Here is a 24,240-nt window from a genome sequence, read left to right on the forward strand (position 1 = left end):
CACTTCGCTGATTAAGAGTTTCTTCCGCATGTCAGATACAAAGTATATTTTGGCAAGTTCAAAAATAGACTGCCAATACTTTCGGAACGATTAATAGCCGGTGATCATGGCGCGCACCAGGTTCTCATTGTGGAGCCGGCTGGCGAACAGCACGCCCGCCAGATGCAATCCGACTAGCAATAACGAGAGGTGGGCGAGGAGTTCGTGCAACTCCTCCAGTGCCTTGGCCAGGAACCCTGGGGTGCCCGCCATCAGACTGGCGAGCGGTCCGGAAAACTCCGCTGCTCCATACAGCAGCAGGCCGCTGAACGCGGTCCCTGTGAGGCAGAGCAGCAGCGCCACCACCATCGCACCACCAGCCGGATTGTGTCCCAGATAGCGCTTGGCACGCAGTGCCAGCTCCTCCTTGAGGTAGCGGATCACTGTCTCGGGGCGGTGTACAAAGTCGCTGAATCGCGCGTGGCGCGGGCCGATGAAGCCCCATACCAGCCGCACCAGGATCAATCCTAACAGTGTATAGCCGGCCCAGCTGTGGAGGCGCATGAAGTGGTCTTCGGTGATGTAGGCGATGGCGAAGCTGCCCGCCAGACCCCAGTGGAACAGCCGCACCAGTGGGTCCCACACCTTTATCTCGGATTCGTTGTTCATGGATCGGATCCCTTCTTGCTATTTGAGACCCAGGGTAGCGGGCAAAGCTGAAATGAAGCTGAATGCGCGCGGGATTACTCCACTTCCAGTGGCCGGTTGATTTGGGATTGGAAATTGATCCCATCCCCTCTCGTGCAGGGGGGGTAAGGCACGGGAGGGTCGTCCCAATAATGATTTAGTGGGAACGCCTATCCTGTAAGTAGAGGGGTTGGATCTATCTGATGAATGACATCGATAAAGAGGCTTTGACAAGGCAAAAGCTGCTTGGAATGCATCTGCGGATGCCCCCCCGTCAGGGCCATGCGGAGTCGTAGAGAGATCGATTAGGGACATCCACAGACAGGGATGTTGAGACAGGGTCGTGAGGAGGGAACACAGAATGACAAATCAACAGCGAAACTTGTTTGGGTTTTCGATGTTTAGTGCTCTGTTGCTTCTTTTTGCCTTGATGCCGACCCAGCCGGTTGGGGCTGCGTGGGAGGTGTGCCGCACAGAGTTCAGCTTTGACTCAGTGCCAGATAAGGTCAAAGCGGGGAGTGCTCTCAGAGTAGTACTCAGGATGACCAACAAATGTAAACCAGATAATCCAGATCTTAGCTATCTAAGGTTCATCAGGGTTGATGTGGTTGGAAACAGGTGGATCTGGGGGAAGGTCGATCGGGGTTCAAAAATGGTTGAATATGAGATGCTTGCAATCAGAGGCGGCATCAGCAAAAAGTTTGTGGTCGACCTAACTGTCGGGAACGGACCGGGCGGTGAGGCGATGGTGCTAGCCTTTGCCAACGTATACAACAACCGTAGTCCCAGTGAGGGGACGTTGCTGAAAATCGGTACCAAGATCGAGATTATTGGGAAGCCACCCTGGACTGAAAAGATCAAGAAGATTGTCGACTCGATATTTTCGTCGTCCGGATAAGCAGGATCTCCCGTTACTCTTGCAGAGTGTTTGCGAGGGTTATTTCACTTGGCATCGCGCCTGGATGGGCCGGCCCCCTGGCCCATCCAGCGTTCGAGATCATGACTTCTTTGGCTTACGAGGTTTTTTGTCGCGGTTGCCCCTCTGATCCTTCCTGATTTTACTGCCACGCTTGAAGTTCGGCTTGGGCTTGCGTGGCGGTTTTTCAGCACCGCCACCGATTCTGAATGGCGCAATCTCCAGCTTCTGTCCACACACCCGCACCTTGCGCAGCAGCTGCAAGATCTCTTTCGGCATCCCCTCCGGTAGGTCGATGGTGGAGAAGTCGTCGTGGATCTCGATATGGCCGATGTAGCTGCTCTCGATGTCGGCTTCATTGGCAATGGCGCCGACGATGTTGCCGGGTTTGACCTCGTGCTGATAGCCGACCTCGATCCGGTAGCGGACCATCTCGATCTCGGGGAACTCCTTCAGCGGCTTGGGCTCGGCGGAGATGGGTTTTTCGAAGCGGGGCTCGCGCTGGCGTGGTTTGTCGAAGTCCCGTTCCCTCGTATCGCGCTGTCGCTCCGAACGCTCCGGGCGCTCGCGCTTGTGAGGTTTATCCACCAGCAGCAGCGGTTCGTCGCCCTGCAGCAGTCGCGCTACGGCGGCGGCCACATCCAGCGGGTCGGCGTCGGACTCCTGCTGCACCGCGCTGACGATCTGGTAGTAGAGGTCCAGGTCGTCGCCGGCCAGGGCGTCGCTGATGCGATCCTTGAAGCGCTGCATGCGCTTCTCGTTGATGTCGCCGGCGGAGGGCATCTGCATCCGTTCGATGGGCTGGCGGGTGGCCCGCTCGATAGTGCGCAGCAGGCGCCGCTCCTTGGGCGAGACAAACAGGATCGCATCGCCAGTGCGGCCGGCGCGGCCAGTGCGGCCGATGCGGTGCACGTAGGATTCGGTGTCGTAGGGGATGTCGTAGTTGATGACGTGGCTGATGCGCTCCACGTCGAGGCCGCGGGCGGCCACGTCGGTGGCGACCAGGATGTCGAGGCGGCCTGCCTTGAAACGCTCCACCGTGCGTTCGCGCTGTTTCTGCGGGATGTCGCCGTTGAGCGCCTCGCTGGCGTAGCCGCGTGCCTCCAGCTTCTCTGCCAGCTCCACGGTGGCGATCTTGGTGCGCACGAAGACCAGCATCGCGTCGAAGCTCTCGCACTCCAGGATGCGGGTCAGAGCGTCGAGCTTGTGTAGCCCGCTGACCTGCCAGTAGCGCTGGCGGATGGTCTTGGCGGTGGAGGTCTTGGCGGCGATCTTGATCTCCGTCGGGTCGTTCAGATGGCGCTGCGCCACCTTGCGGATGATCGACGGCATGGTGGCTGAGAAGAGCGCGATCTGGCGTGTCTGTGGGGTCTGTTCGAGGATCCACTCGACGTCGTCGATGAAACCCATGCGCAGCATCTCGTCCGCCTCGTCGAGCACCAGGGCGTCGAGATTGTCGAGCTTGAGGGTGCCGCGGCGGATGTGGTCCATGACCCGGCCGGGGGTGCCGACCACCACCTGTACGCCGCGCCTGAGCTGGCGTAGCTGGTGATCGTAGGGCTGGCCGCCGTAGATCGGCAGTACGTGGAAGCCCTTGATGTGGCGGGCGTAGCTCTGCATCGCCTCGGCCACCTGAATCGCCAGTTCGCGGGTCGGCGCCAGCACCAGGAATTGCGGGGTCTTGCGCGACAGGTCAATGCGTGACAGCAGCGGCAGGGCGAAGGCGGCGGTCTTGCCGGTGCCGGTCTGTGCCTGACCGAGCAGGTCTTTCCCCTCCAGCAGCGGTGGGATGCTCGCCTGCTGGATCGGCGAGGGGGACTCGTAGCCCACGTCGGCCAGGGCCTGCATGATCGGCTCGGAGAGGCCTAGGGAGTCGAAAGGTCTGGGGCTGTCAGTGCTCATCGGCGGGGTCACCTAGGAAAAGTGGGCAGGCGACGGTTTGGAGCCGGGCCAGCGGAAAAACGAGCAACTATAGCATAATTTAGTCGTTGCCTGGCCCGGCGGAATTATTTTGTGGGAATCGGGGTCTTCCTGCCGCCATCGTCGAGACAGACAAAGCTGACCTGGGTGGTGAAGACTGGCTGCTCCGAGCCGGTGTCGAGATCGTCGGCAAAGACCTCCACCCGGTAGCGGCAGGAACTTGTACCGCGCTCCACCTCGGTGGTGTCGAAACGCAGGATGGTGCCCTTGCAGATCGGTTTGTGGAACTCCACCCGGTCCATGCCAATGGTGACAAACTTGCAGCCAGGGTGGTCGAGGGTGGCGGCGATCCAGGCATATTCGTCGACCCACTTCAGCAGGTTGCCGCCGAACAGGTAACCGTAGTGGTTGAGGTGCTCCGGCAGCACCAGCTTGTGGTTCTCCACCGGACTCGGCCTGTTCAGGCTATGTCCGGCTGCATCATCTCCGGCGGTAGCGGGACGGGTGAGTTCTGATGCACCAGGATGCGCCAGCCGTCCGTGCCCTTGCGGTAGGTATTGGTAGCGTAGACCGACTGTTTTTGCGGCTGGCCGGGCACTGCGACCCGTTCTTCGATGAGGTGGATCGCCAGATCGCCGCTCTCGATCCAGCTGAGGTGCTTGACCTCGATGTCGAGTTTCATCCCGTCACCGATGATCGCCTGCCAGGCCTGATGGATGGCGCCGGGGCCGCGCTGGGCTGGCATCATTGGTAGCAGGCAGAGGATCTCCTCCGATGCCTCCCAAACCGCCATCATCGCCTCCAGATCGCCCTCGTCGATGGCGTCGTAGTAGGCGTCTTCCGCATCCTGTGGGGTATCGAATGGTGCTCTCATGGTCTCTCTTTCATAGTAGGTCGGGCGGGGCCGATGATTACATCGGTGGTTTCGCTATTCAAGCGAGTGGTCAGGAAAGTTATGGCGGTTGTTGAGGGGGGGAGTCGTTTAAAGTCTCTGTTTGTCACGCCGATTAGCATGGCTATGGTCATATTACAAAATTGTACAGAGGGGCGATCATGCGACAGGTGGGCATAGGCGCGAAGATCGGCGGCGGTTTCCTGGTCGCTGGTCTGATCCTGGCGGCAAGTGGTCTGGTTGGCTACTGGGTGATCAGCAATCTTTCATCGGCGCTGGCTGAGATCACCGGCCCGGTATGGAGCTCGATGGAGAGTGCCAATGGGGCGATCCGCGGTGTGCAGAAGCAGCTGATTGCAGTGGATCAGATTCTGGCGGGCAGGGACTCGGCACAACGCACGGAGATGGCAGAGGCTGAACGGTTGACCCTGGAGGCGATCGTCCGGCTCAAGACCAGCGGGCGGATTGCACCACAGCAGCTTCAGGCTTTGGATGGTGAAATCGAGGTGTTTGTCCAGGCCCGTGAAGAGCTGATCAGGATCCACAACGCCTTTCAGTCCGCAGAGGCGGCGCTGTCTGCCAATGCAGCTGCATTTCAGCGTCTGCTGGTGGATGTGGAGCGGCTTGCCAGCCAGCAGATGCTGGAGCGGGATCTGAACAGCCGCGGCGAAGAGGAGCTGGGCGAGTTTGAGGAGGGAGATGACGGAGCGCCAGATGAGGGGGAGGGAGATCCCAGAGCGGTGGTGAGTGCAGCGGGAGAGGCGCGCCTGGCAGTGCTCTCGCAACTCGACCTCTATCGTCGATTCAAACAGAACAGCCCACCGCAGGATCTGGATCGGCAACTCGGTGTGATCGGTGAGGATCTGCTCTATGCGCTGGAGCAGATCAGCGAGGACCAGCTCTTCAGCCAACCGATCAGGAGCGGTGAGAACGTTGGGAAGAGTCACAGCCAGTTGTTGATGGCGCAGCTGCAGGAACACCGGGAGCTACTCTCTGCCTCAATTGAACGGTATGCGGTACGTCGCCAGGCCCACCGCGACTATACCCAGGTGGCAGAACATTTGATGCAGACGGTGGAGCAGATGACCGCCGACAACCGTGCCCAGGTGGAAGTGGAGACGGGTGAGTTGCAGAGGCTGGTCGCCACCGGCGCAAACAGCATAATCATCGCCATCCTGCTGGGTCTGCTGGTGGCGGTGCTGGCCTTTATGCTCACCCTGCGGGCGATTGTCAGGCCGATCCGGGAGGTGCGGGACCAGCTCGGCAGTCTCTCTCAGGGTGGGGGCGGTCTGAATGTCACCCTGAGCGTCAAAGGCAGTGATGAGACGGCCCAGCTGGCTCAGGGATTCAACGCCTTTACCAGCAAGCTGCGCGATATGATCGCCGGGGTGCAGGAGTCGGTGAACCGCCTGGTTAGTACCACCGACGATATTTCCCGGATCGCCGACAAGGCAGGCGAGGCGGTCCGCTACCAGCAACAGGAGGTGGCATCGGTGACCAATGCTGTGGCCGAATTGACGGGCAGTCTGCAGGAGGTGACGGCTAATACCTTCCAGGCCGCTGAGCGTGCTGGTCTGGCCGATAAGGAGACCAGCCAGGGGCGGGCTCTGGTGCAACAGACCCTGTTGTTGATCCAGGTGGTAGCGACAGAGGTGGAGCAGGCGACCCGGGTGGTCAATGAACTGGGTGAAAAGAGCGAGTCGATTGGTGGGGTGCTTGATGTGATTCGCGGCATCTCGGAGCAAACTAACCTGCTGGCGCTGAATGCGGCGATCGAAGCAGCGCGCGCCGGTGAGCAGGGTCGGGGATTCGCTGTGGTCGCCGACGAGGTGCGTGGCCTGGCGGCCCGTACCAATGACTCGATCAGCGAGATCCAGGTGATGATCGATCAGCTGCAGCAGGGTACCAGCCAGGCGATCAAGGTTATGACCCAGGCCCGCAGTCAGACCCAGGCCTGCGTTGAACCGGCGAATCAGGCCGATACTCGGCTGGATCAGATCGCCGGCATGGTGCGCTCGATCACTGAACTCAACCGCGGTATCGCCAATGCTGCAGAGGCCCAGCATCTTACGGTGGTCGGAGTGGAGAAGAATCTGGCGGGCATCAACGAGGTGGCTGCCAACACTTCATCCAGTGCAGTGGAGTTGACCACCTCAACCCAAGTATTGAGCCAGCTTGCCGACGAGTTGCAGGCGCTGGTGGGTGAGTTCCGAGTATAGTTTGCGGCTATGAGATTCTATTTCGCCTACGGCTCAAATATGTCGTTGCGGCGGATGACTGCCCGGATCCCCGATGCGCACTCTTTGGGGATTGCATGTCTGCCAAAACACAGCCTCAAATTCCACAAGAGTGGTCGGGACGGCTCCGGCAAGTGCGACGCCTATCATACTGGGGTGGCGTGCGATTATATCCTGGGCCATCTCTATCAAATCAGCCGCGAGGCGGGGCAGACCCTCGATCTGTATGAAGGGCGAGGCAACGGGTATGAGCGGAAATCAGTAAGACTCATCGTTCCGGGAGCTGGTGAGTTGGAGGCCTTCACCTACTACGCAACGCAGATCGATGCAGGACTAGCACCCTTTGACTGGTATAAACACCATGTGGTGATTGGTGCTGAAGAGGCGGGGCTGAGTGAGGATTATCGGCGTGAGATTGCTGTGCTGGCATCTGTGCCTGATCCGGATCTGGAACGCCACCGGCGGGAGATGGCGATCTACGCAGGGTAGCGTGCCTGCCTGGACCGCCGCAAGGTTTCAGCACTGCTCCCAGGCGAGTCCGTGAAAACGCCAGCCGCCGACCGAGCTGCGGTGATGGTGCTCGTCGAGCTCCCCCTCGAACCCCTCCTCGATATGGAACACGCGGCTGAAGCCGCTCTCCAGCAGCGTCTTGCCCGCTTCCAGAGAGCGCTTGCCGCTGCGGCAGATGAGGATCACCGGTGCGCAGCCGTCGTCGATGGTGCAGACGCTGCCACCCAGCAGCAGCTTGCGGATGTCGGTGACGAAGTGGGGGTTCTCAGTCCAGTCCGGCTCGTCGATCCAGGGTACATGGACCGCGCCGACGGGGTGGCCGACAAATAGAAACTCCATGCTGGAGCGGATGTCGACCAGCACAGTGCGGGGGTCGTCCTGAATCATCTGCCAGGCTTGTTGAGGGGTGAGGCCGTGTGGGGTATCGCCGGTCACTAGGGGTTCCTCCTGCTGTTTCTGCAGATGCTAGATGGTTATCACATAAATACAACTCCAGTTCACTGGCAGCGAAGCTCTGCCTGAGCATTGCAGGCAAAAACCTTTATCAAGTTATCTGCGGATTGGCCCTGTCCTTCCCAATTTCACACTGTTTTTCAGTGGCTTCTATTCGCCATGAATTAAAGTGACAAGGCCTCCAGCCGCTCTCTACATCTGTATCAGGCCGATTGGCGGCCTGTTTTGCATAAACCGCCAATCACGGGGTGGGTAGGTATGAAACAACGAGTTGGCTGGGTCTTTCTCATCCTGGTCTCTTTGCTGTTGGGGGCATCTATGGCCCCTGCAGCGGCCAAACAGAAGCCGGGGGAGCAGGCAGATGTACGCATTCTCATCGATATCTCCGGCAGCATGAAGCAGAACGATCCGCACAATCTGCGCCGTTCGGCGCTGCGTATGCTGGTCGGGCTGTTGCCGAAAGAGACCCGTGCCGGTGTTTGGACCTTTGGCCAGTACGTCAATATGCAGATCCCTCTTGGTCAGGCCGATAAAGCCTGGAAGCGGCAGGCCCGCGCAGAGTCGAAAAAGATTGCCTCGCCCGGGCAGCGCACCAATATCGAAGAGGCCTTGCACCGGGCTACGGAAGACTGGAGTGGTCCGCCGACTCTGTTTCGACGCAATCTGATCCTGCTCACCGACGGCATGGTTGATATCTCCCGTGACAGTGCGAAAAACCACGCTTCCCGCGAGCGGATCCTGCAAAAAATCGTACCCAGACTACAGCAGCTGAAGGCCAGCATTCACACCATTGCCCTGTCGAAAAACGCCGACCATGAGCTGATGCAGGCGCTGGCCCAGTCCACCGGGGGATGGTATGAGCAGGTGGACAATGCAGAGCAGCTGAAGAAGGTCTTTCTGCGTATGTTTGAGAAGGTTGGCAAGCCGGATACGGTACCGTTCAAAGACAATAAATTCTCCATCGACGACTCCATTACCGAAGCCACTGTGCTGGTATTTCGTAAACCGGACGCCAAACCAACCCAGGTGATCCCCCCCTCCGGCAAGGCCTTTGGTGCCAGCAATCTGCCCGACTCGGTCAGCTGGCACCAGGATGAGGGCTACGACATGTTCACCATCACTAATCCCGAGGGTGGGGAATGGCGTGTGCGTGCCGAGGTCGATCCCGACAACCGGGTGATGGTGGTGACCGACCTGAAGATGCAATCGAACGAGCTGCCGAATCGACTGGTGCAGGGGGTGACCCTGCCGCTGGAGGTCAGCTTCACCGACCATGGTCGTCTAATCAAGAAACAGTCTTTCCTGAAGGTAGTCAACATCAGCGCCATGCAGCGCGATGAAGAGCGTGAACATGAGCCGCGCCCACTGTTGGATGATGGCGCAGGAGCAGATAAAACCGCTGCAGATGGCTACTTCTCCCTTGCCTATGGTGGTGAGGATCTGCAGCCAGGGATGGGGGAACTACTTCTGAACGCCAAAGGACGCACCTTCGTGCGTGAAAAACGGATCAGCTATGAGGTGGTGTCACCGCTCGATATCAAAGTCACCAAAGGCGCCGCGCAGGGTGAGATGGAGCTACAGATCCTTCCTGATAAACGGCTGCTCAGGCCGGACGGGGTAGAGATCGAGGCCTGGCTGGAGTCCTCGGAGGGGGAACAACTTCCGCTTGCGCTGACAGATGCCGGTGAGGGGGTTCGCTCAGGCAGTTTCAACATTATGAGTTTCAGCGGCCCCCATAAATTGATGATTAAGCTGAAGGGGCAAACAGTTGCGGGGCATCCAGTGGACTACTTCGATGGGCCGATGGAGTTAGAGGGCATCAAGCCTCCGCCGGCAGAATCCAAGCCCGAACCGGAACCTGAGTTAGAACCCATATCCAACCCTGCTCCGGCGCAGATGGAGCAACTAGTTGATGAGCCCGAGCCCGAGCCCGAGCCGGTAGAACCAACAGAGCCCAGTCATGAGCCGGCCCCGCAGACCCAGGCAGAGCCAGTGGCGGAAGAAGCGGAGGAAGAGGAGGAGACCGACTGGATCTCAAGCTCAATCTGGCTCGCTGTCATTAATCTGCTGGTTCTGGCACTGGGCGGAGGGGCCTTCTGGTGGGTGCGACGTAACAGGCAGGATGAGGTGACGCTGGTTGATGAAGGAGCGGCCGGCGTCTTGCAAGAGTAGGATTCAGGGAGAAATACCTAATGATCGAGTTAAGCGGCCTGACCGTACTCATCCTGGGAGAGGTGCTGCTGGCGCTGTTGATTCTGAGTGGGGTGCTGATCACCCTCACAATCCTCAGGCGAAGTCGAATCCGCAAGGCCGTACAGGCACTGGTCGCCAAGGTCACATCTAGCAAGGAACCGCGCCAGAAGCGCCTGCGGGAATTACTTGGCGGCAGCTATCAATATCAGGGCGAGGCGCTGGATCAGACGGTACACGACCTGAGCCGGTATGAGATGCAGCTCTATCAAAATCTGATCAATGGCTACCTGAAGCAAGACAACATAGTGCTTGAACAGATCGATGTGGATGTAGAGAACCTGGTGCTGGGCTACCAGCAACTCAAGCTGCCGAAAAACTTAGTGGCGGGACAAGAGGGCACGGCTGAGGGTGGCGACTCATTTGACGAAAATGCAGAGATCCATCGTCTGAAAGAGGAAAATGAACGTCTTTCGGCAGAGCTGCGTGTCACCATGGATACCATGGGAAAGATGCTTAGTGAATACTCATCGATGTTTTCCGGTGGGGCTGACAATGCGGTGGACAAGCAGCAGTTGATGAACATGTTCCAGGGGGAGCCGGCGGAGGGCGAGCCGATGGATGAGGCGCCTGCAGCAGGTAGTGAAACTGTTGAAGTCGAAGCGGTAGAGGCTGAGTTGCAGGATGAGGAGCTGGCCGTGGAGATTGTCGAACCCGAACTTGAGTCTGAACCTGAGCCTACTGATTTGCCTGTTGGTGATGACGGGCCTGTCGAATCGGTTGAGGCAGTCGAGATCGATGTGGCACTGGAGGAGGCGGGCATAGGAGAGGAGGAGAACGCCGCCTCCATGGTGGGGGAGATGGGCCATGTCGATATCGAAATCCCGGATGTAGGAGAGACGCTCGAAGATGAGGTGTTTGAAGCCGGCTCACTGGAGGATGAGTGGGCCAAGATGCTGGAGGACGAGGCCAACACGGCCAACGTTGCTGATCTGGATATCCCGATCGAGGATGAAAAGCCCAAACAGTAGTGGCTCGGCGGCGGCTCTCAGCTAGCCGCTCCGCCAATCCTGGCGGAACGCTGCTGCAGCCGCACGCTATCTCTTAGCGCTGCCAAGCCTTGCCAACACCGGCCGCCCGGCCTTTGCCATAGCCCTTCCCTTTTCCTGCGATGCTGCCTTTGCCGATTGCGATACCGCGACCGGAAACAGTGCCTGAGCCCTTTTTATGACGGATAGTGCCATTCTGGTCGCGATAGACGACCACACCTTTACCACTGGCGGTGCCGGTGCCTTTGAATACACCTGAACCCTGTGCGGCACCATAGCCTTTGACCCAGCCTCGGCCTTGAACTTCACCCGCCGTCGCGGTGGTAGTGATCGATAGAGCGGTTAACAGGCTGATGAGAGCGAGTTTTGCAGTCTTCATGTTCATGGTCTTTCCTTTCTGAAATCTGATCTGTTGATTGGGATGGCCGTTTCCGGCCCTCTCAACCTAAACAACGCAGCATTGCTGGATCGGTTGACATCAGATTTGTGGTAAATGAACAGGATTCGCTTAGATGGGGCAGACCAGTTGCCCCAGCTTCTCAGTCAGTTTCATGTTTTCGGAGTAGTCCACCGGCACATCGACCACCACCAGCGTATCGTCGGCAAACGCTTGCTGCAGGGTTGGCAGCAGTGTCTCTGCACTCTCCACCCGATAACCCTTGGCGCCGAACGATTCGGCGTATTTGACGAAGTCGGGATTGTTGAAGCTGATGTGGCTGGTGCGCCCAAAGTGGCGCTGTTGGTGCCATTTGATCAGCCCATACTCATTGTCGTGCCAGATCATGATGACGATGGCGATCAGGTGGCGTAGCGCAGTCTCGATCTCCTGAGAGTTCATCATAAAGCCGGCGTCGCCGGTAATCGTCAGCACCCGCCGTTCCGGATGGACCATCTTGGCGGCGATGGCGCCGGGGACACCTATGCCCATGGAGGCAAAGCCGTTGGAGATGATACAGCGGTTGGGGCGCTCGGCGCGGAACAGCCGTGCCACCCACATTTTGTGTGCGCCAACGTCGGAGATCAGAACATCGTCAGCATCCAGCGCCTGTCGGGTATCGTAGAGGATGCGCTGGGGTTTGAGCGGGAAGCTCTCATCGTCGGCAAAGGCGTCCAGCTCGTTGATGATCATCTGCCGTAGCGTGCCGCTCTGTGGTGATGTCTGGGGCGTCGCCAGTGCGCCGATCCGCTGCAGTGATTCGCCAATATCGCCGATCACCCCAGCCTCGAGGATGTAGTGGGCATCCACCTCGGCGGCGCTCTGGTCGATATGGATCAGCTGCTTGTCCGCGTTGGGGTGCCATAGGTGAGGGTGGTACTCCACCATGTCGAAACCGATACAGATCACCAGATCGGCGCGGGCAAAGCCGCAGGCCACATAGTCGTTGGCTTGCAGACCGACGGTGCCGAGGCTGAGCGGGTGGGAGAAGGGGATCACCCCCTTGGCCATGAAGGTCTGCGCCACCGGGATCTTGAGGGTCTCGGCAAACGCCACCAGGGCAGCGCTGGCGCCGGCCCTGATCACCCCGTTGCCGGCCAGGATGATCGGTGCCTTTGCGGCTGAGATGAGGGTTGCGGCCTGTTCGATCTTTGCCTGAGGCGGCGATGGGGGCATTGGCGCCTGTACCTTGAACGGCTTGAGCGGTGCCACCATCTCGCTGCCGGCGATGTTCTCCGGGAAGCTGATGAAGGCGCCGCCGGGTTTCTCCGCCTGGGCCTCCTTGAACGCCTTGCGCACCAGCTCCGGGATGATCTCCGGCTCCTTGATTTCACTGCTATATTTGGAGATCGGGGCAAACAGATTAACCAGGTCGAGCAACTGATGGCTCTCCTTGTGCATCCGGGTGGTGGCTCCCTGGCCGGCGATGGCGACGATAGGCGCCCGATCCATATTGGCGTCGGCAAAGCCGGTGATCAGGTTGGTCGCTCCCGGTCCGAGGGTTGCCAGACAGACCCCGGCGCGGCCGGTCAGGCGGCCATAGACATCGGCCATGAAGGCGGCGCCCTGTTCGTGGCGCACCGTGATGAACTTGATGTGGCTCTCCAACAGCGCATCCATCAGATCCAGATTCTCTTCGCCGGGGATGCCGAAGATCATCTCGACCCCCTCATTCTCCAGGCATTCAACCAGTAGTTGTGCGGCGCTCGGCATAGTGACTCCTGCGTTTTGGTTTTTTCCGTTGCAATGGTGAGTCGAGGCATTAAGGGGAAAGCGATGACGGCTGACTTCGTCTATTGGCTGTTTACCGGCATGGGATGGCTGGCGGGGCTGGTGTTTCTGCTACTTGGTATGATGTTCGTACGTGACCTGACCCAGACCCACAGCAGCGTGCGGCGCAACTTTCCGCTGGTTGGGCGGATGCGCTACTTTTTGGAAGGCCAGGGGGAGTTCTTTCGCCAATACTTCTTTGCCCACGACCGCCAGGAGCTGCCGTTCAACCGTGCCACCCGCAGTTGGGTCTACCGCAAGGCGAAGGGGCTGCCTGGCACCATCGGCTTTGGCTCGACCAACGACCTGCGTGAGCCAGGCTCGATCATCTTCGTCAACTCCCCCTACGCGATCCTCGAATCGGATCTGCACTGCGCCCCGGCGCTGGTGATTGGTCCCCAGTGTCGCCACCCCTTTGTCGTGCAGCATATCGTCAATATCTCCGGGATGGGCTTTGGCGCCCTCTCCAGCCGGGCGGTGGAGGCGCTCTCGATCGGTGCAGCAGAGGCCGGGGTCTGGCTGAACACCGGTGAGGGGGGGCTCTCCCCCTACCATCTGAAAGGCGGCTGTGACCTAATCTTTCAGATCGGTACCGCCAAGTTCGGTGTGCGCGACGCTCAAGGGCAGCTCGATGAGGCGCGTCTGCAGGAGCTGGCGGAGCTGCCGCAGGTGCGGGCCTTCGAGCTGAAACTCTCCCAGGGCGCTAAGCCGGGCAAGGGCGGGATACTGCCGGGCAGCAAGGTGACCGCTGAGATCGCGGCGATTCGTGGCATCCCCGAGGGAGAGGATGCGATCAGCCCAAATCGCCACCAGGAGATCAGTAACCCGGATGAGCTGCTGGATGTGATCGAGCGGGTGCGCCGCATCACCGGCAAGCCGGTGGGGATGAAGACGGTGATCGGCAGTGAGATCTATCCGCAGCAGCTGGTGGCGGCGATCCTGCGCCGCGGTGCGGTGAGCGCGCCGGACTTTATCACCCTCGATGGCGGTGAGGGCGGTTCAGGCGCCGCGCCCCAGGCGCTGGCCGACCACGTCGGCTTGTCGCTGAGCGAGTCCCTGCCGCTGCTGGTGGATGTGCTCTATCAGGCCGGTCTGCAGGCGCGGATCCGGGTCATCGCCTCGGGCAAGTTGGTGACCTCGGACCGGGCCGCCTGGGCGCTCTGTGCCGGTGCCAATTTTGTCGTCAGTGCGCGGGGGTTTCTGTTCTCACTGGGCTGCATCCAGTCGCTGCAGTGTCATCAGAATAGCTGTCCCACCGGCATCACCACCCAGAACCCACGGCTGCAGAAGGGGCTGGTGGTGGCGGAGAAGGCGAAACGGGTCGCCAGCTACGCCACCCAGATCAACCAGGAGCTCGATATGCTGGCCCACTCCTGTGGCCTCAGCTGTGCCCATGAGTTCCAGCGCAACCATGTGCGGATCGTGCAGACTGCTGGCCACAGCATCCCGCTCGACCAGCTCTACCCCTACCCGCAGCCCGATCCTGAACGATTTATTGAGCTGGCTAGTAAATAGATAGCTCTGCAGGGGCGGCTTTAGTCGCGACATCTGACTGATTCTGAGGCTGTCTAGTTTCTATCTTTCGATTTGATTTTGGACAGTGCCACTTCGGCCAGGCTCACCTACAATGCCTGAATCCAGTTCAACCCGGCAGTCTCAATGGCAGTGAAAAAAGATCGTCTTTTATGGTTGTCTGTAGGGGTACTGCTGACCGCGCTGGTCGCAGTGGTGGTCTACAAAGTTTGGCCGATCCTCTACCCTAAGGCTCAGTTCTCTGCGCCGCTCGATCCCGGCTGTGATCTGCGCGCCGGTCCCTGTGTATCCTCCCTGCCTGGCGGCGGTAGCATCAGCTTCGTTATCGAACCCCGTGAGATCCCGCTGGTGCGGCCGCTGCAGCTGCAGGTGATGCTGCAGGGCATCGAGGCGGAGCGGGTCGAGGTTGATTTCAAAGGGGTCGATATGAACATGGGGTTCAACCGTCCGCAGCTCAGTCGGGTGGCGGATGGGCGCTATAGCGGTAAGGGCATACTGCCGGTTTGTGTGCGGGATGCGATGGAGTGGGAGGCCACCGTGCTGGTGACCACCGACGACGGCCTGCTGGCAGCACCCTACCGTTTTATCACAGTCAAACCGGGGCAAATCTTCTAAGATAGAGGCTTCTTAGTCAGATTGCCCCCCAAAATCCACATTATGGTAAGAGATCCGGCTTAAAAGCCCCCGCGACCGGGAGGGAAGGGTGCAAACCCGCTGTCCCATTCATCAGGCCAAAAACGATTGCGCGTGATTTGGCAGTCGATTACGCCTTTGCTGCAGAGTGTTCTTCGCCACTCGTATTTTATGAAGTGCTTTTCACTTGCCTTGGAACGCGGTTTGAAGTGCACGGTTCTGACCGGTGAGTACTCCGACTCGCCAAACCCGGTGCCAGGTGCGGTTTCAAGCGTGTCTGCCCCCCGTCTACGAAGCGCGCGGCGCTTCTCCTGTCGGCGGGGATAGTTGTCATATGGAATGTCAGGCTTTTTGCCCTTGAACACGGCAACTGCAATGACGCCCATCGCCGTGCGGTCGCCCCAGGCATCAGCATATGAGTCGTCGATGCTGGTGAAATAGAATCGATTGACCCGTTTTTTACTGGTGCGCCAGCCCTCATACTCTGCCTGTTGATAGGGGCCAAGAACGTACATGCGTTCGTGGGGTTTCAGGTTGGATTTTTCCCCGGAGATGATGTTCCTGCCGTCGACCGTAATAACGAGTCCGATGCGTTCATCACTATTGTTGGTGATACGGATAGTGTAATTTTTTCCCTTTCGGGCTTCCAGGTAGGCGCGATGTGTCTTACCGTCGCCATCAATTTCATATTTAGGGAACTCCTGGCCATAATCGGAGACGATCTCAACATCGATCTTGTCATCCTGCCAGACTGGTCGTGCTTCAACAGCAAACGCAAACAGAAAACCAGCCGTTGCGAGCAGTGCTCCACTCAGTTTTTTCATCACTGTCTCCCATTGTCTTATTAAGTTAGTCAGGTTGAGATAGCTCATCTTCTGTTTACAGACTAAGGGGGTTTAACTGAATGAAAGCTGAATGCAGGCATGTCGATTTCTGGGGCTGGCACGGGCGCAGGGTGGCCGGGACACTATAGGCTGTCGCGTTGGCGAGTCGATTTTTGGGGCTGGGATGTCCCAAAATCTTTTACGGGGTAGCGACACGCTCGCTCTGTTGCGAGTCAGCATCATGCTGCAGCTTTTTCAGGCCCTGGGAGGTTTTCTCCTGCTGTGCCTGTTCGTTACGGGTGACATACTGCGGTTGCAGGGCATCCAGCATGGCGCGGATGACATAGAGAATAGTCTTGGAGGCGAAACCGGCGGCGAAGGCAACCAGGGCGGTGGTGGCCCCGGTCTCCAGCTTCATAGAGTAGACGGCGATGACCGCAATCATGGGCGCTGAGAGTACCTGCATGATCTCGAATACCAGCTTGTTCCGAACCTGTAGGCAGTGTTCGTCTTCCAGGCGCTTTGCATCGGACTGCAGTTTGCTGGTGTCGGTCTGCTGCAGTTGACTCAATATTCGACTCAGTCTTTGTGCCGCCTCCTGCAACGGCTGCAGGCCTGCAGCACTGCTGTTTTCCGCCACTCTGTCCGCCAGTTGCGCGGTTTTCTGTATCCCCTTGCTGTGACGGATCTCAAGTCCGGAAGCCAGATTCGCCAACTCTTCTGCCTCCTGCTGCAGCGAATCGGGTTCGAGTCTCCCAGCCGCATTGAGCATCGCAGTGTAGTGGTTTGTGGCGTCCACCAACTTCGAGGCAAGCGGATGCTTATTGATGATCGCTGTCACCTCCTGCTCCACCCACCAGGCGTTGTGCTGGATCTCCGGCACCCGCCGGGTCATGCTCACGGCCCCTCCGATGAGGGCGAAAATCAGCACATAGAGGGGGACCACGATACCGCTTTCGATCTGTGTCCAGCTTGACTCCATCGTGGGTTGGAGGCCAGGCGGCGGATTGCACTGCTCGAACTGATCCTGACACTGCCTCAGCTTTTGCTCTCTTGCAGGCTGTTCGGTAATTCCCTGGGCCACCTCTCTGCATGCCTCTCGCTCCGCCATACACTCTTTATTGAGGGCGAAATTGAGGGCGAAGTTTTGGCAACCAGTGTCGTTCTCGACACAGGCACTGGCGGCCTCCTCTGAGAGTGTTGTGTCCTGTACCGGCACGCCCGGCATCGGGGTCATAAAACCGCCGATGTTCAGGATCCATTGACAGTTAAGGCTTCCGGCATTTGGCTCTTTCTGGCACTGAACCACCGGTAGCACCTGCTCCTTGTTCCCGTCTGTCGGGGCAAGCGAACAGCCCTCTGTCATGCTGATAATCCTTGCGCCTGGCCGGCCTTCTGCCAACTTATGTGGTGCCACGAAGGGCCAGATGCTCATCACCAGGGCCAGCATGGTGAACAGGTAACAGAAACGGATCATCCAGGGGAGCCGTTGCTTGTCCGGCTCGCCGGTAAACAGGATCAGAAAAAGATAGAGGGTGGTAGCAGCGGTGATGCTGGCGATGAATGAGTAGGCGGACTCAAGCCAAGCATAGAAGGGGTCGTGCGTTACGAGTCCGAAGGAAGCCAGATAGCACCCCCAGAGGAAGAGGGTGACAAAAAACCAGCCATCTACAGCTTTGGCACCGATATGGAACAACCAGCCAAAGCGGCTGTGGTTGATTTGAACTCACTTGTTCTCCACCGGCCTGCCTCCCCTCGCACGATTTTTATTCCACATTCCTCTGGAAACATAGCAGCGACTGATGAGATTTCAGCAGGGTGCTGTGTGCCGGTGGGGAAGCTGGGCATTCTTAGGCCATGTTGAGAGTTGATGCTGGCTAGCCAGCACCCGGAGCTGGTGCCCGGGTGCTGCTTCGGCCGGTCAGGTCGGCACTGGAGTGCCAGCTCAGAGGGTGCGGATCTTCTCCGCCTGTGTTTCTAGATCAGCCAATGCTCTGCGCGCCACCTCGAGTTTATCCCGCTCCTTCTGCACCACCGCCTCCGGTGCCTTGTCGACAAAGTTGGGGTTGGCGAGCTTCTTGTCGGTGCGCTCCAGCTCAGCCTGGAGCTTGCCCATCTCCTTCTCCAAGCGCGCCAGCTCCGCATCCTTGTCGATCAGGCCGGCCAGTGGGATCAGCACCTGCATCTCGCCGACCAAGGCGGTGGCAGACTCGGGGCCGGCATTGCCCTCATCCAACCGGATGATCGACTCAGTCCTGGCCAGAAAATCGAGGTAGGGGCGGGCCGCCTCGGCCCAGGCTGCATCCTGCTTGCTGGCATTGGCCAGTAGCACCGGCACCTTTTTCGAGGGGGCGATGTCCATCTCGCCCTTGATCTTGCGGATGCCGAGGATGAACTGCATCACCCACTCCATCTGCTGCTCCGCCTCAGGGTCGACCAGCGCTTGGCGGAAGCTGGGGTAGGGTTGGAGCATGATGGTCTCTCCATCCTTGCCGGTCAGTGGCGCGACCTGCTGCCAGATCTCTTCGGTGATGAAGGGCATGATCGGATGGGCCAGGCGCAGCAGGGCCTCGAGCACCCGCACCAGGGTGCGGCGAGTGCCGCGCTTGGCGGCCTCCGATGCGGTGTCGCTGTTGAGCACCGGCTTGGTCAGCTCCAGGTACCAGTCGCAGTAGTGGTTCCAGGTGAACTCGTAGATCGCCTGAGCGGCGTGGTCGAAGCGGTAGTTTTCGATCGCCTCGGTGATGCTCTGTTTGGTCTGCTGCAACCGGGAGAGGATCCAGCGATCGGCTACTGAGCGCTCCAGTTCGCCTCCCGATCGTGGTAAAGATTGGCCACAGTCCTCTCCCTCGGTGTTCATCAGCACGTAACGGGAGGCATTCCAAAGCTTGTTGCAGAAGTTGCGATAGCCCTCGATGCGCCCCAGGTCGAACTTGATGTCGCGGCCGGTGGCGGCCAGCGCGGCGAAGGTGAATCTCAAAGCATCAGTGCCGAAGCTGGGGATACCGTCGGGGAACTCCTTGCGAGTCTGTTTTTCGATCTTCTTCGCCAGTTTTGGCTGCATCATGCCACGGGTGCGCTTGGCCACCAGCGCCTCCAGATCGATGCCGTCGATCAGGTCGATCGGATCGAGGACGTTGCCCTTCGACTTGGACATCTTGTCGCCGTGGCTGTCGCGCACCAGGCCGTGCACATAGACCTCGTGGAAGGGGACCTGCCCATCCATGAACTTGAGCCCCATCATGATCATCCGCGCCACCCAGAAGAAGATGATGTCGAAGCCGGTGACCAGCACGTTGGTGGGATAGAACGCCTGCAGGCGCTGAGTATCCTCCGGCCAGCCGAGGGTGGAGAAGGGCCAGAGCGCCGAGCTGAACCAGGTGTCGAGTACGTCCTCATCTTGGCGCAGCGGGTAGTCGGCGTCGAGGCCGTGCTGGTTGCGTACCTCAGCCTCGCTACGGCCAACGTAGACGTTGCCTTCGTCGTCGTACCAGGCGGGGATGCGGTGGCCCCACCAGATCTGGCGGGAGATGCACCAGTCCTGGATGTTGCGCATCCACTCGTAGTAGGTGTTCTTCCAGTTGTCGGGTACGAATTTGATGTCGCCCTTCTCGACGGCCTCGATGGCGGGCTTTGCCAGTGGGCCGACCTTGACGTACCACTGGTCAGTCAAAAAGGGTTCGATCACGGTGCCGGAGCGGTCGCCGCGGGGCACCATCAGCTTGTGGTCGTCGATCCGCTCCAGCAGGCCGCTGGCTTCCAGGTCGGCGACGATCTGTTTGCGCGCCAGGTAGCGGTCCATGCCGATATATTTGGCGGGGATCAGCTCGCCTTCCTCCACCTCATTTTCGCGGATCGCTGCGTCGGTGGTGAAGATGTTGATCAGGCCGCCGTGGGGTTGTTCGCTGATCGCGATCTCGTCGCGGTGGCGCAGCCAGACAGCGTAGTCGTTGAAGTCGTGGGCCGGGGTGATCTTCACGCAGCCGGTGCCGAACTCGGGGTCGACGTGCTCCTCGTCGGCGATGATCGGAATCTTGCGGTCGGTCAGCGGCAGCTCTAGCAGCTCGCCGATCATGTGCTTGTAGCGTTCATCGTTGGGGTTCACTGCCACCGCGCAGTCGCCCAGCATAGTCTCGGGGCGGGTGGTGGCGACGATCAGGTGGCCCTGGCCGTTGGAGAGGGGGTAGCGCATATGCCACATGTGGCCGCTCTCCTCCTCGTTGAGTACCTCCAGGTCGGAGACGGCGGTGTGCAGTTTGGTGTCCCAGTTGACTAAGCGTTTGCCGCGATAGATCAGCCCCTCTTCGTAGAGGCGCACGAAGACTTCTTTGACCGCTTCGGAGAGCCCGTCATCCATGGTGAAGCGTTCATGCTGCCAGTCGAGGGAGGAGCCGAGACGTCGCAGTTGGCGAGTGATGTTGCCGCCGGACTCCTGGCGCCACTCCCAGATACGGTCGATGAAGGCGTCGCGGCCCAGGTCGTGGCGGGTCTTGCCCTGTGCCTCCAGTTGGCGCTCCACTACCATCTGGGTGGCGATGCCGGCGTGGTCGCTGCCGGGCTGCCAGAGGGTTTGGTCCCCCTTCATCCGGTGGAAGCGGATCAGGGTGTCCATGATCGTGTTGTTGAAACCGTGCCCCATATGCAGGCTGCCGGTGACGTTGGGCGGCGGGATCATGATGCAGTAGGCGCTGTCGCCTTCGGCTGCGGGGGCGAAGTAACCGCGCTCTTCCCAGGTCTGGTACCAGCGTTGTTCTATGGCGTGGGGGTCGTAGGTCTTGTCCATGGTGTGTATCAGATGGTTCGGCCAAAAAAGGCGGCTATTATAGCCCCATGAGTTGTGGGAGGGGGGAGAGTAATCTTTATCCGAGATAATGGGTGTCAGATGGATTTGGTTTTCTCTTTGAAAAAGAGCTTGGCTGTTCCGGGGCGTCGTCTGGGTTTGTCACTGCTGGCGTTGCAGCTCGCGTTGCTGAGCGGGATTGATTCGACGGTTGCAACGGGTCTGCTTCTGGTCCATCTTGGTTTTTTTCTGCTTTGGCAGCCGCTGTTGCGCCGCGATGTGGATTGGCAACTGCGGGATCTGCTCTATCTGCTACCCATTCTGATCTGTTTTGTTACACCAGCCCGACCTTTCGCGGCAGAGCTGTGGTTGTTGTTGCTAATTGGCCTGGTCAGTGGGCGGGTGTTTTCCAGCCGCAGTGAGCGCCTGTTGCTGTCGGCTGCGCTGGTTGTGTTGCTTGTCGATCTGCTGTTGGTGTTGCTGCCACTGACACTGTTTCCCGCAAATTTTTCAGCTGCTGAGTACCGCCTCTTTATCTTTCTGGGCTTCATTCCGATTGTCTGGATGGTGTTGTCGCCATCGTGGGGTGGGGACAGTGCTGGACGTACCGACTTTTTCCACTCCATGCTGTTTGTTTTGCTGGTGTTGGCGCTGGGGATGGGAGCGGCGATGGTTCATCTACTCAGCGGCATCGAATATCACTTTGGGCTGGCTGGCGCGATGCTCGGTATCGGTTTGCTGATGTTTGCGCTTAGCTTCTTCTTGCGCTCGGGTGAGGGTCTCTCCCAGCTCTGGGAGAGCTATATCTTCAATCTTGGAACCCCGTTTGAGTTGTGGCTCTCCAATCTGGCCAATATCGCCTCCCGCCCCAATATCGATCCTGAAACCCTGCTCACTGCGGGGGCTGAAGAGGCATTGAAACTCGGTTGGGTGGAGGGTGTGAAAGTCACCCGGGAAAACGGTGATCAGATGGTTGGCAGGGCCACTGATTTTGTTTCAATGGTGGGCGAGCAGGATATTGCCATCCACTTCTTTTTCCATCAGGAAGTCGGACCAGGCCTGCGCTACCATACCCGGCTGTTGCAGAAGGCCCTGATGTTTTTCTATCTGGCCCACTCGCGGGAGAAACGGCTCTCTGAACAGGCGCATCTGCGCGCCATCTACGAGACTGGTGCACGTCTGACCCACGACATGAAGAATATTCTGCAGGCGATGAATACTGTTGCTGCCTTGGCCGAAGAGGCGCGCCATGACTGTGATGGTGAGGCGCTGGCTGTGGTCTCGCGTCAGCTGAAAGCACTTGGAAAAAGACTACATACGACACTGGATAAGCTGCGGGCACCTTTGGTTCAGCAAGAAGATTGGGTGGAGATCCAGAGTTGGTGGGAGCGTTTACAGCTGCTCTATACTGGCCGTGACGCCGAATTTTCTGCGCATCTGGAAGTGAGGCGCAAGGTGCCCGCCACGGTGTTGACCTCGATCAGCGAGAATCTGCTGGAGAACGCCCGGCTCAAGCGGCTCACTGAGCCGCAGCTGATGATCCGCATGGAGCTGCACAATACCCGTGACGAGGGGTTTCTGCTCAGAGTCTGTGACAGCGGTGCCGCAGTGCCCGAGGCGGTGGTTGCAAGCCTGTTTAACGGGCCGGTCGCCTCGGACAATGGTTTGGGGGTGGGGCTCTACCAGTCCGCCCGGATCGCCCAGGTCCACGGTTTCAAGCTGGAGTTGGCGGAGAATCGCAACGGACGGGTCTGTTTTACCCTGAAGGGAGCGGCTGAGAAGGGGGAGGCCGGCGGAGATTAGCCCGACCTATAGATGTGCTGATCTTCCAGACAACGCAAAGCCCGGAGATTCCCGGGCTTTGCGTCTACAACAGGGGATCAAAGGGTGATGAAGACATCGAGCCTCTGGTTTTTGTCATAGCTGCTACCGGAGCCGCCGTAGCGGGCCATATCACCGGAGGTGGCGTTGCCATCGTCCAGCTCATCATCCATGCGCTGTGCGATGTCGCCGGGTAGGCTACGCATCAGGATCTTCAGTTCGTTGCGGCCATTTGCCCAGTTACCGGTGGAGATGGCGTCGATCAGGCCCCCGTAGGGATGTTGGCGGCGCAGGGCCTTGCCCTGGGCGCTGACATCACCACCGATCATGCCGGCCAGCATTAGATGCTGCCAGACCAAGCAGGACTCTTCGGTGTTTCTGTCGCACCAGCCACCGCTCACAGTACCATCGCCATTGCCATTTCTTACGGTCACGCCAGTGGGTGCCTGAAAACTGGTGGTCGCCTTGTTGAAATCGCCGGGCAGAGCCTTGTAGCGATCCTGAAAGGCGTAGACCGCTGCCCGGTAGGAGTCGATCTGCTGCACGAAGTTTTTGTATTTGGCGTTCTGAATCATCTCCTGACCCTTCAGGATGCCGCCGATCAGCAGGCCGATGATGACCAGGACGATGGATATCTCCACCAGGGTAAAGCCGTTCTGTTTTTTCATTTTCTTGGACCTCTCGATTGGTAGTAGTCAAGTGTGTTCTTGCAGGCTGCGTGCCAGATGGTCGAGTAGGCGAAATTGGTCATAAAAAAGCTTGAAAACGGGTTTGCGCGGGAGATGTCACGGAGTTATCTCTTCGGGTTGCCAACGTAGTGTTGAAATATCGACAATAGGCTGTGCGTTCCTCAACAGCTGTTGAGGCTTCAACGTCCGGGATCAGCTCAGGGCAGCTGCCCGGCAGTGACTAGGCGGTGGTAGAGCACTTGAGGCGAGATCCAGAGCAGCAGGTCGTCGAAGCGCTCTGAACTGGTCAGGTCGGCGTAACCGCGAGAGCAGAACTGGCGGTCGCTGTTGTCGATGTTCTCGCGCTCATGACGACCGGGGGAGCGGGTGCCGTTCTTGCCGATGGAGAAGATCACAAACGGCGCGGTGCTGCTGATCACGCTGCCGGCGGGACAGTTGACCGCCTGACAGATCTGCAGATCGGGATTGAGAAACTGCATCTGCACCGCCCGCATGTCGCCGGGGGTGGTGAAGTCCGCACTTGATGCTCCCCCTACATTGCTCTGGGTGACGCTGTAGCGCAGGGGAGAGTTCCATTGATCCAGCAGCAGACCGTTGCTGTCGACTGCGCCGGAGAGCCCGAGGGTTCTGACCGGTACATAGCCGTGGGGTTGGCTGCAGTTGCCGCCGCCGACTGGGGCCTGCTGTCCATTGCTGCCGAGGGTTGCCGGACAGGGCAGGTAGCCGTTGGCCATGGCAAAACCCACCAGCGCGTCACGCACCGTGAGCAGCTGGTCTTCGGTCTCGTTGCGCGCCTGGGTTTCGCGTTGCGACATCAGTGAGATCAATGCTCCCCCCATCAGCAGACCGATGATCACCATGCCGAGGGCCAGTTCGATCAGGGTAAAACCGCGTTGCGCTGAGACCTTCATGGCCGCTCTC

At 59.1% G+C, this 24,240-nt stretch carries 20 protein-coding genes; 8 read left to right on the plus strand and 12 right to left on the minus strand.

From position 1 onward, the window contains the following. Positions 1–90 precede the first annotated feature (90 nt). On the minus strand, positions 91–648 hold the full coding sequence (locus tag Ga0074115_RS08925; RefSeq protein ID WP_057957359.1) for a cytochrome b/b6 domain-containing protein: 558 nt from the start codon (positions 646–648) through the stop codon (positions 91–93). 379 nt (positions 649–1,027) lie between these two features. On the opposite strand from Ga0074115_RS08925, the gene Ga0074115_RS08930 reads away from it, so the two are divergent. Beyond that, positions 1,028–1,564, plus strand: a complete 537-nt coding sequence (locus tag Ga0074115_RS08930; protein ID WP_060528434.1) for a hypothetical protein — start codon at positions 1,028–1,030, stop codon at positions 1,562–1,564. A 99-nt stretch (positions 1,565–1,663) separates the two neighbouring features. Here Ga0074115_RS08930 and Ga0074115_RS08935 read toward each other — a convergent pair whose 3' ends face one another. From Ga0074115_RS08935 to Ga0074115_RS08945, 3 genes are all read right to left on the minus strand, one after another. Further along, positions 1,664–3,484 (minus strand): DEAD/DEAH box helicase, encoded by a 1,821-nt coding sequence (locus Ga0074115_RS08935; protein ID WP_057957041.1) that lies wholly within the window; start codon positions 3,482–3,484, stop codon positions 1,664–1,666. Between the two features lie 104 nt (positions 3,485–3,588). Next, on the minus strand, positions 3,589–3,948 hold the full coding sequence (locus Ga0074115_RS08940) for an acyl-CoA thioesterase (RefSeq protein ID WP_006473748.1): 360 nt from the start codon (positions 3,946–3,948) through the stop codon (positions 3,589–3,591). A 14-nt stretch (positions 3,949–3,962) separates the two neighbouring features. After that, positions 3,963–4,376: a YybH family protein gene (locus Ga0074115_RS08945; RefSeq protein WP_057957040.1), complete on the minus strand. Its 414-nt coding sequence runs from the start codon at positions 4,374–4,376 to the stop codon at positions 3,963–3,965. Between the two features lie 179 nt (positions 4,377–4,555). Between Ga0074115_RS08945 and Ga0074115_RS08950 the strand changes: the two genes are divergently transcribed. Together Ga0074115_RS08950 and Ga0074115_RS08955 are read left to right on the plus strand one after the other, a co-directional pair. Further along, positions 4,556–6,613, plus strand: a complete 2,058-nt coding sequence (locus Ga0074115_RS08950; RefSeq protein ID WP_057957039.1) for a methyl-accepting chemotaxis protein — start codon at positions 4,556–4,558, stop codon at positions 6,611–6,613. A gap of 9 nt (positions 6,614–6,622) precedes the next feature. After that, positions 6,623–7,120: a gamma-glutamylcyclotransferase family protein gene (locus tag Ga0074115_RS08955; RefSeq protein WP_060528435.1), complete on the plus strand. Its 498-nt coding sequence runs from the start codon at positions 6,623–6,625 to the stop codon at positions 7,118–7,120. Positions 7,121–7,147: 27 nt separating this feature from the next. On the opposite strand, the gene Ga0074115_RS08960 is transcribed toward Ga0074115_RS08955, so the two are convergent. Then, positions 7,148–7,576, minus strand: a complete 429-nt coding sequence (locus Ga0074115_RS08960) for a rhodanese-like domain-containing protein (RefSeq protein WP_057957037.1) — start codon at positions 7,574–7,576, stop codon at positions 7,148–7,150. 276 nt (positions 7,577–7,852) lie between these two features. On the opposite strand from Ga0074115_RS08960, the gene Ga0074115_RS08965 reads away from it, so the two are divergent. Together Ga0074115_RS08965 and Ga0074115_RS08970 are read left to right on the plus strand one after the other, a co-directional pair. After that, on the plus strand, positions 7,853–9,766 hold the full coding sequence (locus Ga0074115_RS08965; protein ID WP_057957036.1) for a vWA domain-containing protein: 1,914 nt from the start codon (positions 7,853–7,855) through the stop codon (positions 9,764–9,766). A gap of 20 nt (positions 9,767–9,786) precedes the next feature. Next, a complete protein-coding gene (locus Ga0074115_RS08970; RefSeq protein ID WP_060528436.1) occupies positions 9,787–10,815 on the plus strand; it encodes a hypothetical protein in 1,029 nt (342 codons plus the stop codon). A gap of 73 nt (positions 10,816–10,888) precedes the next feature. Here the strand turns inward: Ga0074115_RS08970 and Ga0074115_RS08975 are convergent, their stop codons facing one another. Beyond that, a complete protein-coding gene (locus Ga0074115_RS08975; protein WP_057956853.1) occupies positions 10,889–11,218 on the minus strand; it encodes a hypothetical protein in 330 nt (109 codons plus the stop codon). A 123-nt stretch (positions 11,219–11,341) separates the two neighbouring features. Then, positions 11,342–12,982, minus strand: coding sequence for an acetolactate synthase large subunit (locus Ga0074115_RS08980; RefSeq protein WP_057956854.1), 1,641 nt, complete (start codon positions 12,980–12,982; stop codon positions 11,342–11,344). A 63-nt stretch (positions 12,983–13,045) separates the two neighbouring features. Here Ga0074115_RS08980 and Ga0074115_RS08985 point away from each other — a divergent pair, with 63 nt between their 5' ends. Continuing rightward, positions 13,046–14,554: an FMN-binding glutamate synthase family protein gene (locus Ga0074115_RS08985; protein ID WP_057956855.1), complete on the plus strand. Its 1,509-nt coding sequence runs from the start codon at positions 13,046–13,048 to the stop codon at positions 14,552–14,554. Between the two features lie 144 nt (positions 14,555–14,698). Beyond that, positions 14,699–15,187 carry a hypothetical protein gene (locus tag Ga0074115_RS08990; RefSeq protein WP_057956856.1) on the plus strand — a complete coding sequence of 163 codons (489 nt, stop codon included), beginning with the start codon at positions 14,699–14,701 and terminating at the stop codon, positions 15,185–15,187. A gap of 59 nt (positions 15,188–15,246) precedes the next feature. Here Ga0074115_RS08990 and Ga0074115_RS08995 read toward each other — a convergent pair whose 3' ends face one another. The 3 genes from Ga0074115_RS08995 to Ga0074115_RS09005 all read right to left on the minus strand — a co-directional run bounded on the left by Ga0074115_RS08995 (position 15,247) and on the right by Ga0074115_RS09005 (position 20,812). Beyond that, positions 15,247–16,029, minus strand: coding sequence for a hypothetical protein (locus Ga0074115_RS08995; protein WP_232433007.1), 783 nt, complete (start codon positions 16,027–16,029; stop codon positions 15,247–15,249). A 199-nt stretch (positions 16,030–16,228) separates the two neighbouring features. Continuing rightward, positions 16,229–17,725, minus strand: a complete 1,497-nt coding sequence (locus tag Ga0074115_RS09000) for a hypothetical protein (RefSeq protein ID WP_057956858.1) — start codon at positions 17,723–17,725, stop codon at positions 16,229–16,231. Between the two features lie 249 nt (positions 17,726–17,974). Continuing rightward, on the minus strand, positions 17,975–20,812 hold the full coding sequence (locus tag Ga0074115_RS09005) for a valine--tRNA ligase (protein WP_060528437.1): 2,838 nt from the start codon (positions 20,810–20,812) through the stop codon (positions 17,975–17,977). A gap of 99 nt (positions 20,813–20,911) precedes the next feature. Between Ga0074115_RS09005 and Ga0074115_RS09010 the strand changes: the two genes are divergently transcribed. Then, complete coding sequence (locus Ga0074115_RS09010; protein ID WP_232433008.1) at positions 20,912–22,612, plus strand: ATP-binding protein; 1,701 nt, start codon at positions 20,912–20,914, stop codon at positions 22,610–22,612. A gap of 77 nt (positions 22,613–22,689) precedes the next feature. Here Ga0074115_RS09010 and Ga0074115_RS09015 read toward each other — a convergent pair whose 3' ends face one another. After that, positions 22,690–23,298, minus strand: a complete 609-nt coding sequence (locus Ga0074115_RS09015) for a prepilin-type N-terminal cleavage/methylation domain-containing protein (RefSeq protein WP_057956821.1) — start codon at positions 23,296–23,298, stop codon at positions 22,690–22,692. 218 nt (positions 23,299–23,516) lie between these two features. Continuing rightward, positions 23,517–24,230, minus strand: a complete 714-nt coding sequence (locus Ga0074115_RS09020; protein WP_057956822.1) for a type II secretion system protein — start codon at positions 24,228–24,230, stop codon at positions 23,517–23,519. Between the last annotated feature and the right edge of the window lie 10 nt (positions 24,231–24,240).

Source organism: endosymbiont of Ridgeia piscesae (genome assembly GCF_001443665.1).
GTDB lineage: Bacteria > Pseudomonadota > Gammaproteobacteria > Chromatiales > Chromatiaceae > Endoriftia > Endoriftia persephonae.